Origin of the sequence: Proteus sp. STS61-E, from assembly GCF_040932335.1 — a bacterium.
Taxonomy (GTDB): Bacteria; Pseudomonadota; Gammaproteobacteria; order Enterobacterales; family Enterobacteriaceae; genus Proteus; species Proteus mirabilis_B.
The window spans coordinates 316,413-330,316 of record NZ_JBFQGE010000002.1 but is presented as its reverse complement, the minus strand read 5'-3'; the positions used below and the strand labels follow the sequence as shown (position 1 = coordinate 330,316).

Here is a 13,904-nt window from a genome sequence, read left to right as displayed (position 1 = left end):
AATGTTTTATACGTTTGCAGTTTGAATATTTTTTATGGCATTAATCACGCTATCACATTCTTCTGCGGTACCGATAGAAATACGCAAACAGCCATTAAGCCCATATTGACGCTGTTGATCGCGCAAAATAATCCCTTGTTCCCATAATGTACGGAAAACTAGAGTTGCATCAGTGAATTTCACTAAAATATAGTTGGTTTCACTGTTATAAACCTGTTCAACATTAGGCAGTTTTTTTAACGAATCAGATAAAATGGCTCTGTTGCGTGAAATTTCTGCTACTCGTTTTTTCATTATCTCAATACCTGCTTCTGTTAATGCTTGCGCAGCAATATCTGCAACAGGTGTTGAAAGCGGGTACGGAGCGATCACTTTTAGTAATAATTCAATGACTGGTGGGTTGGCAAGCGTAAATCCACAACGAAGCCCTGCTAAAGCGAAAGCTTTCGATAAGGTTCGCAAAATAACTAAATTCGGATAATCTTCAAGCCATGAAACAATTGATGCTTGTGGGCAAAATTCAATATAGGCTTCATCTACTGCAACAATGGCTTTATCTTTAGCCAACGCTAATACATCACGAATAAGCGAAGGATCAACAAGATTTCCTGTCGGGTTGTTAGGGCTGCACAGATAGATAAGTTTTACATTATCAAGCTGTGATGCGATGGCTTTGACATCTGGACTCCAATCAGCAAGTGCAGGGACAACACGCTGTTCTATACCGAAAGTTTCAGCACTAACGCTATACATTCCATATGTCGGTGGGCAATAAAGTACGGCGTCTTTACCCGGCTCGCAAAACGCACGAATAAGAAGCTCAATCGCCTCATCTGCGCCACGGCTCACTAAGACTTGATTAGTCTCTACACCGGCATATTTTGCGTAACGGTTAATGACGTTAACAGGTTGACATTCAGGGTAACGGTTTAAGTTTTTTTCATTAAAAGTAAAGTCAGGTGCGATAGGGTATTCATTGGCATTTAACCAAACAGAACCATTTCCTCCTAAGCGCCGAGCAGACTGATAAGGTGTTAATTCACGTACATTTTTTCTTGCAAGTGTATTGATATCAAATTCAGTTTTCATCACTCTTTTTTCCCCTGAGCTAAAGCGTTAACGCGAAGTGTGACAGCATTTTTGTGTGCAGTGAGTTGTTCTGCTTGCGCTAATGTTTCAATGGTCTGTGCTAAATCAGATAAACCCTGTGCGGTGAGTTTCTGCACTGTCATACGTTTCATAAAATCAGCTAAGCCTAAGCTTGAGTAGGTTGCTGTATAGCCATAAGTCGGTAGAACGTGATTCGTACCAGAAGCATAATCCCCCGCAGATTCAGGTGACCAAGCACCAAGAAAAACAGAGCCGGCGCTGGTAATGCTATCAACACGGGTATCAGCATCATTGGTTTGAATAATTAAGTGTTCTGGACCATAACTGTTACTGATTTCAATACACTGGTCGAGATCACGAGTAATAATGACACGGCTTTCTGCAAGTGCTTGTTTCGCGATTTCAGCACGGCTTAATAGTGCTAGTTGTGTTTCAGTTTCAGCAATAACAGCTTTAGCAAGTGTTTCATCCGGTGTTAATAATACAACCTGTGAATCAGGGCCGTGCTCAGCTTGCGACAGTAAGTCAGCGGCAATAAATGCAGGATTTGCGTCCGCATCAGCAATCACTAGTACTTCAGAGGGACCTGCTGGCATGTCAATTGCGGCACCTTGTAGCGATTGACTTGCTTGGCGTTTTGCTTCAGTCACATAAGCATTACCGGGTCCAAAAATTTTATCAACTTTAGGTATAGATTCAGTACCAAACGCCATAGCTGCAATTGCCTGCGCGCCACCGACTTGAAAGACTTCATCAATACCAATTTGTTGAGCAATATATAAAATTTCATCAGCAATAGGGGGCGGTGAGCAAAGAATAACTTTGCGACAGCCAGCAATACGGGCTGGAATACCTAACATCATTACCGTTGATAGTAATGGTGCTGAACCTCCAGGAATATAAAGACCTACTGCATCAATGGGTCTGCTGACTTGCTGACAAAATACACCGGGCTGTGTTTCCACGTTGATAGTGTTAGGAATTTGCGCTTCATGAAAGCGACGAATATTATTCATCGCTTGTGCTATTGCCTGTTTTATTTTGCTATCAAGTCTTGATGAGGCTTCATCGATTTGCGATTTTGACACCAAAACACTTTCCGGCGCTGCCTTATCGAATTTTTGGCTAAGTGCTTTAAGCGCTTTATCCCCATCATTGCGTACCTGTGAAATGATGCTAGCAACTTGTTCTGTAATTGAACCTGATGCAGAAATAGCAGGGCGAGTTAATAGCACTTGTTGCTGTTCTTTAGTGCATTTATTCCAGTAAGTTAATGTATTAAAACCCGTTTTCATCATTTCACCTTATTCCATCATTTTTTCAATTGGTAAAACAAGAATTGAACTTGCACCTAATGCTTTAAGCTTTTCCATTGTTTCCCAGAATAGAGTCTCGCTACTTACCATGTGCATTGCGACGCGATTTTGGTCACCTGCCAGAGGTAAAATAGTCGGTCGTTCAGCCCCCGGAAGTAATGCAATTACATCTTCAAGGCAATCACTTGGCGCGTGTAACATAATATATTTTGATTCTCGAGCTTGAATAACACCTTGGATACGTGTCAGTAAGCGGTCGATGAGTGCTTGTTTATCGGCTTCCATTTCACCGTCACGTTGGATCAAGCATGCTTTTGAGCGATAAATCACTTCAACTTCTTTTAATCCATTCGCTTCTAATGTTGCACCAGTAGAAACTAAGTCACAGATGGAGTCAGCAAGGCCCGCACGAGGGGCGACTTCAACAGAGCCATTTAATAAACACGATTTAAATTTGATATCTTTTTGGTCTAAATAACGTTTGAGCAGGTTTGGATAGGAGGTTGCGATACGAGTATTATTTAAGCATTCCACACCTTGATAATCGAAATCGACAGGTGTTGCGAGAGATAAACGACAGCCACCGAAATCAAGACGACGTAGCGTCAGATAACTTGGGTTTTCACCTTGAGAACGACGTTTTAATAACTCTTCTTCTAAAACGTTTTCACCGATGATCCCTAAATCAACAACGCCATCCATTACTAACCCCGGAATATCGTCATCTCTAACACGCAAAATATCGATTGGCATATTTTCAGCGTAAGCAATCAGGCGCTGTTGATTTAAGTTAATTTTGATGCCACAACGCGCTAAAAGGGCGCGAGACTCATCACTTAAACGACCCGATTTTTGCATCGCAATTCTTAATCTTGCTTTATCTAACATAATATTACCCTATCATTGTCCATATTTTTGTGATGAAAATTAGCTATAAAAAAACCCCGGAAGTTGCCTTCCGGGGTTTTAGTTGTTATCTGCATTCAGACCACCGGAAGCGTTTCTTAAACGTCTTCCAGCACTCATCGCCTGAAAGACTAGTCAGGGTGATGGTGATGATGGTGGTTTAGTTGAATGCTATACATAATTATTTTCCTAGCTAATAACACTATTTGTTATTTAATAATGCCCGTTACTGTTAATCTGTATTTAGTAACCTGCATTTAGAATTTGTCTGCCTTTCAACCTACATGATTTACAAAGCAGAAAGCAACCTATTTTTTAATAATAATTTAATTATTTTGTAACCTTTTGTTTTTAATGTAATTTTAATATTTCTCTTATTTACTTAATGGGACAAGTAGGCGAGTATATAGGGATATGCTAAACGTTCACGAAATATAAGTAGTATTTATAAGTAATGGCGAAACGAAAATTTTATAGCATACTTTGACTAAGCCATTTAAGTAGGGGAGCAAAATGAAACGAATAACCATCGTAGGATTAGGTTGGTTAGGTTTACCACTTGCCGCTGCGTTGCGTGATGCAGGCTATCAAGTTAAAGGGACTAAAACCACCGAAGATGGCGTAGAAGCAGCAAGAATGAGTGGCGTTGACTGCTGTTTAGTGAATTTAACACCCGCAATTGAATGTGATAGAGATGATTTTGATTACTTAATGGAAACGGACGTCCTCATTATCACGTTACCGCCAAGTGCGGCTGGTGGTGGTTATGATTATGTTGAAGCCATTCAAACGCTGGTGGATAGCGCAATGTCTCGCCATGTTACGAGAGTCATTTACATTAGTTCTACTTCTGTATATGGCAATCAAACAGGCAATATCACGGAAGAAATGGATATTCGACCAGAAACACAATCAGCAAAAATGTTAGCAGAAGTTGAGAACTGGCTACATCGTTTACCATTAACTACGGTTGATATTCTTCGATTAGCTGGATTAGTCGGGCCGGGTCGTCATGCAGGACGTTTTTTATCAGGTAAAAAACAGGTCAAAGGCGCTCATCAATGCGTTAATTTAGTCCACTTAGATGATGTGATTTTTGCTGTCGAGCAACTTCTTGCGCAGAATGAAGGTGGCCATTTATATAATTTATGTGCCCCAATTCATCCTAAAAAGAAAGATTTTTACTCAAGAGTGTCAAATCAACTCGAACTTATTCCGCCGGAATTTGCTGAGGAAGAGAAACCTTTAATACGAGAGATTGATGGTCAGGAGATCTGTCGAGATCTTGGATTTCATTACCATTATCCAGATCCCGACAAAATGCCAATGAATTAACTTAATTTACAGGCAGTAACACGATATCACGGAAAATAGATCTTTCACTTAATTGTGCAAACCAACGCTCAATGTGAGGGAAGTCTGGTCTATCTTTGCAAACTTCTAGCCATGGATAGACCAATGGTGCGATCGCTATATCAGCAAGAGAGAATTCATCTCCTGCAAAATAAGTTGTTTTTGCAAGTTGGTCGTCAGCAATTTTAATTAATTTATTAAGCTTCTCTTTCAATGCGTTAACAATCTCAGGGTTTTGCTGCTCTTTAGGTGTGCGAACAATCATGATCATCATTTGTTGAATGGGCGCAAATAGGCTGCCATTTGACCAATCCATCCATTTTTCTACATTTGCTCGTTGTTTAGGATCAATGGGATAGAGTGTGTTATTTTCATATTTCGCACATAAATAACGAATAATGGTATTAGACTCCCATAAAGCAAAGTCATCATCTTGTAAGGTTGGAATTGAAGCGTTGGGATTCATAGTTAAATAATTTGCTTCATTGAGTCCACCAAAAGGGCCTCCAACATCGATTTGTTCATAAGGAACATTTAATTCCTTTAAGCACCAAAGAACTTTTTTAACGTTAGATGAGTTTTTTCTACCCCAGACTTTTAACATAAAGGTCTCCTAAACCACGATAAGTAATAAAATTTCCCTCTATAGGGCGCTAAATATGAATATAAGATAAATCTCTATATATCAATGTTGGCGTCTTATTCCAGAAAGCCATATAGTAGGAAAGCTTTAACAAATTGATATAAAAGGGTGATCGGTAATGAAAAAAAATATTCCATCTGTTCTGGGTAAGGTTACCGCGGGAATGGGTTTACTGCTAATTATTTCTAGTCCTTCATTTGCGGTAAATAATCCGGTACCTCCTCAAATAGAGGCAAAATCTTATGTATTAATGGATTACAACAGCGGAAAAATTCTGGCATCAGAAAAACTTGATGAGCGTTTAGATCCCGCCAGTCTTACAAAAATCATGAGTAGCTATGTTGTTGGACAAGCTATCAAAGAAGGTCGTATGTCACCTGACGATATGGTTATTGTTGGGCGTAATGCATGGGCAACGGGAAATCCGGTATTGAAGGGATCATCATTGATGTTCTTGAAACCGGGTGATCAGGTTAAAGTGATTGATTTAAATCGCGGTATGGTTATTCAATCTGGTAATGATGCCAGTATTGCATTAGCAGAACATGTTGCGGGCAGTCAAGAAACCTTTGTTGATTTAATGAATTCCTATGCTAAGAATCTCGGTTTAAAAAACACACACTTTAAAACCGTTCATGGGTTAGATTCTGATGGACAATATACCACTGCACAAGATATGGCATTACTTACGGCTGCCATGATCCGCGATGTACCTTCAGAGTATGAAATTCATAAAGAAAAAGAATTTACCTTCAACAATATTCGTCAGCCAAACCGCAACCGTTTATTGTGGAATAAAAATATGAATGTCGATGGTGTGAAAACAGGTCACACCAATGGAGCAGGATACAATCTTGTTTCTTCGGCAACTGAAGGTGATATGCGCTTAATTGCTGTTGTTTTAGGAACACCATCAGATAAAGTGCGTTTTGCTGAAAGTGAAAAATTATTAGGTTGGGGTTTCCGCTTTTTTGAAACGGTAACACCAGTAAAAGCAGCTACACCACTGACAACTCAAAAAGTGTGGTACGGCGATAAAGGCGAAGTGGCGTTGGGGGTTGCTAATGATGCCTCAATTACTATTCCTAAAGGTGAATTGAAAAACCTTAAAGCCTCTTTTACTTTAACCAATCCTGTATTAGAAGCGCCGTTAACTCAAAATCAGATTGTCGGTACAGTTAACTTTTTATTAAATGATGAAGTGATTGAACAGCGCCCATTGGTTGTAAAAGAAGCGGTTGAAGAAGGTGGGGTCTTTAGTCGTATCTGGGATTTTGTTGTTAAAACAGTATCTGGTTGGTTTAATGCTATTTTTGGTTAATACACTAATAATGGTTCTATCAAAGCGTTACTGAGTTTTTCACCCAAAAAGAAAGACTAGCTATTATTTTTATAGAGAAAATCCGTAATTATTTAATGATTACGGATTTTTTATATTCAATAAAGTAAGGGAATATCTCTAGTTTAGAACTTAAATAAGCCCATCGATTTTACCTTGATTATCAACATTCACAGCGATAGCGGCAGGGGTTTTCGGTAATCCAGGCATTGTTGTGATAGAACCCGTTAAAGCGACAACAAAACCAGCACCCGCAGAAACATATACTTCACGAACGCTGATTGTAAAATCAGTAGGGCGGCCTAATAAGGTGGGATCATCGGAGAGTGAATATTGAGTTTTTGCCATACAGACAGGGAAATGAGCAAAACCCATACTTTCTATCTTTTCCAACATTTTGCTAGCGTGTTGGCTGTAGGTCACACCATTTGCTCCATAGATCTCTTTTGCGACAGTATTAATTTTTTCACTAAGTGAGGCATTATCAGGATAAATTAATTGGAATTGGCTCTGTTCATTTTCAAGTGTATCAATCACTTGATTCGCTAATTCAATACCGCCTTCGCCTCCTTTCTCCCACACTTTGGTAATTGCAAATCGGCAAGCTCTATCTTGGCAAAATTGTTCGATAAACTGGTGCTCTGCAATACTATCAGTGACATAAGCATTAAGAGAGACAATCACCGGTAAGCCATATTTTTTAAGGTTTTCAATGTGTTTTTCAAGATTTACAATCCCTTTTTCAAGGGCAACTAAATCTTCATTGTTCCATTCACCTTTGCCTAAACCACCGTTATATTTTAGCGCTTTAGTGGTTACAACAATGACAGCACAATCTGGGCGTAATCCACTGATCCGACATTTTATATCAAAGAATTTCTCAGCACCTAAGTCAGCACCAAAACCGGCTTCTGTCACGGTAATGTCTGCAAGTTGAAGTGCCAATTTTGTTGCTCTTACACTATTGCATCCATGAGCAATATTAGCGAAAGGGCCTCCATGAATAATGGCTGGCGTATTTTCGAGTGTTTGTACTAAATTAGGATTAATTGCATCTTTTAATAAACTTGCCATTGCTCCAACAGCTTGCAGATCGCTAGCTGTAATAGGATCACCATTATAAGAATAGGCAACAATGATACGAGAAAGTCGCTGTTTTAAATCATCAATATCCATTGCCAAACAAAGGATAGACATAATTTCAGAAGCAACAGTAATAACAAAGTTATCTTCTCTTGTAATACCGTCTTTTTCGCCACCTAATCCCACAACAATATTACGTAAAGCGCGATCGTTCATATCCATACAACGTTTAAACACGATTTTTTTAGGATCGATATTTAAAGGATTACCCTGATAAATTGAATTATCAAGCATGGCTGCAAGTAAGTTATTGGCAGAAGTAATAGCATGAAAATCGCCAGTAAAATGAAGATTGAGATCTTCCATTGGAACGACTTGCGAATACCCACCACCTGTGGCTCCACCTTTAATACCAAAGCAAGGGCCTAAAGAGGGTTCTCGCAATGCAATAATGGCATTTTTTCCAAGATGATTAAGAGCTTGCCCTAATCCAACAGTGACCGTTGTTTTACCTTCACCAGCAGGTGTTGGATTAATTGCTGTAACTAAAACTAACTTTCCGGGCTTTTTTGTCGCAATTTTTGACCAAATGCTGTGGCTAAATTTGGCTTTGTATTTGCCATAAAACTCGATATCGTCTTGATCAATATTTAAATTTTTAGCAATGTCCTGAATAGGTAAGAGGTGTGCTTCTTGGGAGATTTGAATATCTGATTTCATTTTAGTTCTCTTTTTATCCCGCTTATGATGCTCTAGTGATCTTTACTTATCAACTTTAGACAATAATCTAAATATCGCCAATAGATTGATTAATTTATAGTTATTTACTTTAGATAACATGTTCATCGTCTCGCCATTTTAATAATTTTTGTTGTTAGCTCCTACTTTTTCTTTAAATTATCACTATTGAGTGATGCTTTGCTTTTTTGAAAAAACATATTTTAACTAAGGATGATAATTTAATCTCATACAAAAAAGATGACATTAAAAAAAGAAGGGTATTGAGATTGATGTTAATAAATAAAAAAGGCGCTGATATCAGCGCCTTATCTATCATAAATATCTGTATTGAGACTCTCTGGTTTAGTCACAAGAAATTTTAATGGCTAATCCGCCTTGAGAGGTTTCACGATATTTAGCGTTAATGTCTTTACCTGTTTCGTACATTGTTTCAATGACTTTATCTAAACAAATACGAGGATCACTGACACGACGTAAAGCCATACGAGATGAGTTTACGGCCTGTACGGCTGCGATAGCATTACGTTCAATACAAGGAACTTGTACTTGTCCTGCCACTGGGTCGCAGGTAAGTCCTAAGTTATGCTCCATCGCAATTTCTGCCGCAATACAAACTTGTTCTGGGCTACCGCCTAAAAGTTCAGTTAATGCGCCAGCTGCCATTGAACAAGCAACCCCGACCTCGCCTTGGCAACCCACTTCAGCACCCGAGATAGATGCATTCATTTTGTAAAGTGAACCAATAACACCAGCAACTAAGAAAAAGCGAGTGTAAGAGTTTTCATTTACAGGACGAATAAATTTATCATAGTAAGACAATACGGCTGGAATAATGCCACAGGCACCGTTTGTTGGTGCTGTTACAACACGTCCACCAGCCGCATTTTCTTCATTTACGGCAAGGGCAAACATGTTAATCCAATCAACAACTGTCATTGGATCGGTTGTGGTTTTATCTTCGGTTACTAACATACGGCGTAATGCAGAGGCACGGCGAGGTACACGTAAAGGCCCCGGTAATAAGCCTTCAGTATTTACACCGCGCTCAATACCTGACTTCATCACTTCCCAAACAGCCGCAAAATGAGCTGAAATCTCTTCTTTACTGCGTAATGCTAATTCGTTTTGCATCACTAATGCAGATAAAGAAAGCCCAGTTTCTTTGCAATGGCGACGTAAGTCAGCCGCATATTGATAAGGATAAGGAACTTGAACCGCATTTTCTTCAGGTTGACCAAAATGCTCTTCATCAACAATAAAACCGCCACCAATTGAATAATAGGTTTTCTTCAATAAAACCTGTTCACCGTTATAAGCGGTAATGGTCATGCCATTTTCATGGAGAGGTAGATTGGTTTTATGAAAATTCATACCGCCTTCAACCGGAAAATCGACTTCTTTTATGCCATTTGCCAGCATTAAGCGACCGGTTGTTTCTACTTGTTTGATAAACGGGGCGATAGAATCAATATCGACAGTATCAGGTAAATTTCCTGCGAGTCCCATAATAATAGCAATATCAGTTGCGTGACCTTTACCTGTTAAAGATAAAGAGCCATAAACATCAACGATAACGCGGGAAACAGAAGAAAGGAGATTTTTTTCAGCAAGTAAATCAACGAATTCTTTACCTGCTTTCATTGGACCTACAGTGTGTGAGCTAGAAGGACCGATACCAATTTTAAAAATATCAAAGACGCTAACCATAATATTCGCCTCCCTAATTAATTTAAAGGCGCAACTGTGTGATTATTAGAGTGTTAAGTGTCAGTTTTGAAACCTAAAGCTGCAGTGGCTACTTCCGGTTAAGAAAGTAGCCACGAGATGTCTTATTAGCTCATGAAAGAGTTAGCTAAGCTATAGAAAACAGCTGAGATTGCGATAAGACCCATAATTACAACAAATACGTTGCTGATATGGCCTTCATATTTCTTCATCGCTGGTACTTTACGGATTGCATACATTGGCATCAGGAACAGTAACATTGCGATAACTGGGCCACCTAATGTTTCAATCATACCTAAAATGCTTGGGTTTAATGTTGCAACAATCCAAGTTGTAACCAGCATAAACAGTGCAGTGATTTTGTTTAAACGATCTTTCTCGATTGTTTTACCTTTTTCACGCAGTGATTTGATGATTAAACCGTTGAAACCTTCACGAGCACCTAAGTAGTGACCTAAGAAAGATTTAGTAATTGCAACGAAAGCAATAAATGGAGCGATATAAGCGATAATAGGTGCTTCAAAATGGTTAGCAAGGTAAGACAGGATACTGATGTTCTGTGCTTTTGCTTCAGCTAAGTTTTCTGGTGTTAAGCTAAATACACAGCTAAACACGAAGAACATTACAGTGATAACCATCATGATGTGCGCATAAGCTAAAATGCGTGAACATTTTTTCTCAGCGTTTTCGCCGTATTCTTCACGTTTTGCAACAGCAAACGCAGAGATGATTGGAGAGTGGTTAAAAGAGAACACCATTACAGGGATAGCTAACCATAAGGTTACTAATAGGCCTTGACCCATGCCTGATGTTGTTGCGTGATCAAAAGAGAGAGTATCAAGAACCGCACCATTCCACTCAGGGATAAGATACAGAGCTAAAACCATTAGAACTGCAACAAACGGGAATACTAATACGCTCATTGCTTTAACGATAGCTTGTTCACCAAAGCGAATAATCGACATGATACCGACAATCAGTATCAGCGATAAAATTGCGCGAGGTGGTGCAGCCATGTGCATTTGGTTCACAATAAAGCTTTCTACTGTATTGGTGATAGCAACACTATAAACCAATAGAATAGGATAAATTGCGAAGAAATAGAGCAGGGTGATTAATTTACCTGCTGTTTTACCAAAGTGTTCTTCAACAACTTCAGTGATATCTTCACCTGGGTTTTTACCTGATAACACAAAGCGGCACATACCACGGTGTGCAAAGAAGGTCATTGGGAATGCAAGTACTAACATGATCAACAGAGGAATTAAACCACCAATCCCTGCGTTGATAGGTAAAAATAGGACGCCAGCACCGATAGCTGTACCGTATAAACCTAACATCCATACTGTATCTGACTTACGCCATGCTTTGTAATCACCTTGGGTGTTACCCGACGCGATAGAACCAACTTTGGTTGTATCCATAATACTCTCCGAAATAACGCGGTAAAAAAAATAATGAATAAAAAATAAGAGCGTGATTGTATTTCTTTTTAGAAATAATCACGGCATAAATTTAATTATGAATAAATGAGTGCATTGAGTACCTGGTGTTATCTCAATATCTTCAATTACCACAGATAAAAATCTTTAAATTTCAAAAGAATTAAGCTCTTTCAAAATTTGAAAAAATATTCAATAAGTTTATATCCAGACTTAAGAGGTGCAGAATATAGTGTTTTTCAGGATAAACTACCGTGATCACCATCTCAAATGCTAAATATAACTGAAAAACCTGAAAATGTAACATTTTTTATATTTTGTGTTTTTAGAGGGGGTTTTTAAAACATTTTGAAATAACTTTCCAGTTTTAAAGTAAGTATAAAATAAAGCTAAATACTTAAATATTCATATGTTAATGATTATTTTTAGGTATTTTTATTATCTAGAAAATAAATGATTAAAATCAATTAGGTTATTTTTATTTACAATTAAAACATTGTGTTAACCATGTATCTTATTGAAATAAAACAATAAATAAATTTCTTTAATTAATGTTTAAAACTAGACAAAAGAATATAAAAACGATGCAATATGATTATTTATTAATGAATTTCTTTTATTTTATGAAATGAATATAGCTATATTTCGTTTATAAGTAGAATATTGTTTATAAATACGACAGTGAATTTGTTAATAAATGAGTTTGGTAGGTCGTTATATAACGAATATAAAAGTTTTATTTTGATTAAAATAACAACATATTTATTTTTGGACAAATAATATAATAATAGAGAATATTTTTATTTATATATTAATATATTGAAGGGCGATGTTACTTAAGCTAAATATAAAAAAAAGACCACAATAAATGTGGTCTTTTTCGGCATTAGAAAGGTTAGGCTTTTGTCCAACCTTTACGAATAGGATAGGCAAAACAGAGCTGATAGAGCCTCTGTACCCATTTTTGGAGTATATCGCCACCTTTAGACCAAAAGATCTGGCAAAGGCCACAAGAAAGTAGAGCAACGATAAAGGCACCAATCATATCGATTGGCCAATGCACGCCAAGATAGATACGCGCCCAAGCAATCGCAAGTCCTAAACCAAGCATAATATAGCCAATACGTTTGCTGTTATGCCAAAAGAGATAAGCTAAAGCAATGGTGAAAACAAACGTACCATGGTTACTTGGGAATGAAGGTGTCGCATCATGGTCGAGAAAGTTGTAGCCAATGTTAGCTGCAAAAGGGCGTTCATGAGGCGCAATTGCTCCAATCATCCAAGAGATAGAAAGTGCAATACCTAAAGAGACGGCAGCTTTGCACACTAATGTTCTTTGCTGACTAAGATGTTTTTCATTACCCCATAACCAATAGAACACTAAAGATAACGGAAAAAGATAGACAAGGTACTTAGCAATAATTATCGCCGTACCGATTTCTAAAGGAGATGCCGCAGGTGTTGCATTCATCATTGAAAATACGGCTAAATTGAATTGTTCCAGCAAAGTAGGCTCCATACATGTCGTACTGATAAGCGATGTTTATGATACATAATACGCAAGTTTTTAAGGGTAAATGAGTGAGTAATAGGGGTAAAGTGTTTTTTTCTTATTTAATTGTGCTTTTTTAAAAGATTTGTCAGTTTCATATCAAACTGAGCTAAAGCACTCTTAAAAAGAGTATTGCGCTTATGTTATTGCTCTCACATCGTTCTTTTTCTTATCTTCAACGAGGTATAACTTTATGTGGTTCCAGAAAAATATTGTCCTTAATGAAAGGCCAAGAGGATTTCACTTAATTACACAAGCATTGATTCAAGAATTACCAGAGCTAAGACAATATAAAATCGGAATTGCTCATTTTTTTATTCAACATACATCGGCATCATTAACAATTAATGAAAATGCGGACCCGACAGTTCGAAGTGATTTTGAAAGCTTCTTTAATCAAAGCGTAAAAGAAGATGAAGATTACTATCTTCACACCTATGAAGGCAGCGACGATATGCCAGCGCATATTAAAAGTAGCTTACTTGGACAAAGTGTTACGGTTCCTATTAGTCAAGGTGAGTTGAATTTAGGGATTTGGCAGGGAATTTATCTTGGTGAACATCGAAATCATGGCGGTAGTCGTCGTATTATCGTGACCTTGCAAGGTGAGTGTTACTAAATTCCAGGCAATAAAAAACCCGACAGTTATTTCACCAAAAGGGTTGAAACTATCGGGCTCCTCAATATTTGGGGA

At 38.0% G+C, this 13,904-nt stretch carries 11 protein-coding genes and 1 other annotated feature; of the genes, 3 read left to right on the top strand and 8 right to left on the bottom strand.

All coding sequences use genetic code 11. From position 1 onward, the window contains the following. Positions 1–6 precede the first annotated feature (6 nt). Genes hisC through hisG form a run of 3 tightly spaced genes read right to left on the bottom strand, consistent with a single transcriptional unit; the run spans position 7 to position 3,314 of the window. Positions 7–1,089 carry a histidinol-phosphate transaminase gene (hisC, locus tag AB4J89_RS07320; protein ID WP_088493332.1) on the bottom strand — a complete coding sequence of 361 codons (1,083 nt, stop codon included), beginning with the start codon at positions 1,087–1,089 and terminating at the stop codon, positions 7–9. Next, positions 1,089–2,408 (bottom strand): histidinol dehydrogenase, encoded by a 1,320-nt coding sequence (gene hisD / locus AB4J89_RS07315; RefSeq protein WP_368468748.1) that lies wholly within the window; start codon positions 2,406–2,408, stop codon positions 1,089–1,091. Before hisD ends, hisC begins: the two co-directional genes overlap by 1 nt. 6 nt (positions 2,409–2,414) lie before the next feature. After that, the gene (gene hisG / locus AB4J89_RS07310; protein ID WP_088493330.1) at positions 2,415–3,314 is read right to left on the bottom strand and encodes an ATP phosphoribosyltransferase; all 900 of its coding nucleotides are present in this window, start codon (positions 3,312–3,314) and stop codon (positions 2,415–2,417) included. A gap of 44 nt (positions 3,315–3,358) precedes the next feature. Next, positions 3,359–3,488: a sequence feature (His leader region), on the bottom strand. A 357-nt stretch (positions 3,489–3,845) separates the two neighbouring features. Here hisG and AB4J89_RS07305 point away from each other — a divergent pair. Continuing rightward, positions 3,846–4,667 (top strand): SDR family oxidoreductase, encoded by an 822-nt coding sequence (locus tag AB4J89_RS07305; RefSeq protein ID WP_088493329.1) that lies wholly within the window; start codon positions 3,846–3,848, stop codon positions 4,665–4,667. A 1-nt stretch (position 4,668) separates the two neighbouring features. Here AB4J89_RS07305 and AB4J89_RS07300 read toward each other — a convergent pair whose 3' ends face one another. Then, positions 4,669–5,289: a glutathione S-transferase family protein gene (locus AB4J89_RS07300; protein WP_088493328.1), complete on the bottom strand. Its 621-nt coding sequence runs from the start codon at positions 5,287–5,289 to the stop codon at positions 4,669–4,671. Positions 5,290–5,446: 157 nt separating this feature from the next. On the opposite strand from AB4J89_RS07300, the gene AB4J89_RS07295 reads away from it, so the two are divergent. Then, positions 5,447–6,649 carry a serine hydrolase gene (locus AB4J89_RS07295; RefSeq protein ID WP_311755148.1) on the top strand — a complete coding sequence of 401 codons (1,203 nt, stop codon included), beginning with the start codon at positions 5,447–5,449 and terminating at the stop codon, positions 6,647–6,649. A gap of 150 nt (positions 6,650–6,799) precedes the next feature. On the opposite strand, the gene AB4J89_RS07290 is transcribed toward AB4J89_RS07295, so the two are convergent. The 4 genes from AB4J89_RS07290 to ybjG all read right to left on the bottom strand — a co-directional run bounded on the left by AB4J89_RS07290 (position 6,800) and on the right by ybjG (position 13,165). After that, complete coding sequence (locus AB4J89_RS07290) at positions 6,800–8,470, bottom strand: formate--tetrahydrofolate ligase (protein ID WP_368468745.1); 1,671 nt, start codon at positions 8,468–8,470, stop codon at positions 6,800–6,802. A 363-nt stretch (positions 8,471–8,833) separates the two neighbouring features. Beyond that, a complete protein-coding gene (locus AB4J89_RS07285; RefSeq protein ID WP_088493325.1) occupies positions 8,834–10,198 on the bottom strand; it encodes an L-serine ammonia-lyase in 1,365 nt (454 codons plus the stop codon). Between the two features lie 125 nt (positions 10,199–10,323). Beyond that, positions 10,324–11,640: an HAAAP family serine/threonine permease gene (locus AB4J89_RS07280; protein WP_311755150.1), complete on the bottom strand. Its 1,317-nt coding sequence runs from the start codon at positions 11,638–11,640 to the stop codon at positions 10,324–10,326. A 913-nt stretch (positions 11,641–12,553) separates the two neighbouring features. Next, a complete protein-coding gene (gene ybjG / locus AB4J89_RS07275) occupies positions 12,554–13,165 on the bottom strand; it encodes an undecaprenyl-diphosphate phosphatase (RefSeq protein ID WP_194952129.1) in 612 nt (203 codons plus the stop codon). A gap of 238 nt (positions 13,166–13,403) precedes the next feature. Between ybjG and AB4J89_RS07270 the strand changes: the two genes are divergently transcribed. Beyond that, on the top strand, positions 13,404–13,829 hold the full coding sequence (locus AB4J89_RS07270) for a secondary thiamine-phosphate synthase enzyme YjbQ (RefSeq protein ID WP_088493322.1): 426 nt from the start codon (positions 13,404–13,406) through the stop codon (positions 13,827–13,829). The last annotated feature ends 75 nt before the right edge of the window (positions 13,830–13,904 follow it).

Excerpts from the sequence above, each read along its gene's own strand:
- hisC (WP_088493332.1), bottom strand. The coding sequence starts at position 1,089 with ATGAAAACTGAATTTGATATCAATACACTTGCAAGAAAAAATGTACGT.
- hisD (WP_368468748.1), bottom strand. The coding sequence starts at position 2,408 with ATGATGAAAACGGGTTTTAATACATTAACTTACTGGAATAAATGCACT.
- hisG (WP_088493330.1), bottom strand. The coding sequence starts at position 3,314 with ATGTTAGATAAAGCAAGATTAAGAATTGCGATGCAAAAATCGGGTCGT.
- AB4J89_RS07305 (WP_088493329.1), top strand. The coding sequence starts at position 3,846 with ATGAAACGAATAACCATCGTAGGATTAGGTTGGTTAGGTTTACCACTT.
- AB4J89_RS07300 (WP_088493328.1), bottom strand. The coding sequence starts at position 5,289 with ATGTTAAAAGTCTGGGGTAGAAAAAACTCATCTAACGTTAAAAAAGTT.
- AB4J89_RS07295 (WP_311755148.1), top strand. The coding sequence starts at position 5,447 with ATGAAAAAAAATATTCCATCTGTTCTGGGTAAGGTTACCGCGGGAATG.
- AB4J89_RS07290 (WP_368468745.1), bottom strand. The coding sequence starts at position 8,470 with ATGAAATCAGATATTCAAATCTCCCAAGAAGCACACCTCTTACCTATT.
- AB4J89_RS07285 (WP_088493325.1), bottom strand. The coding sequence starts at position 10,198 with ATGGTTAGCGTCTTTGATATTTTTAAAATTGGTATCGGTCCTTCTAGC.
- AB4J89_RS07280 (WP_311755150.1), bottom strand. The coding sequence starts at position 11,640 with ATGGATACAACCAAAGTTGGTTCTATCGCGTCGGGTAACACCCAAGGT.
- AB4J89_RS07270 (WP_088493322.1), top strand. The coding sequence starts at position 13,404 with ATGTGGTTCCAGAAAAATATTGTCCTTAATGAAAGGCCAAGAGGATTT.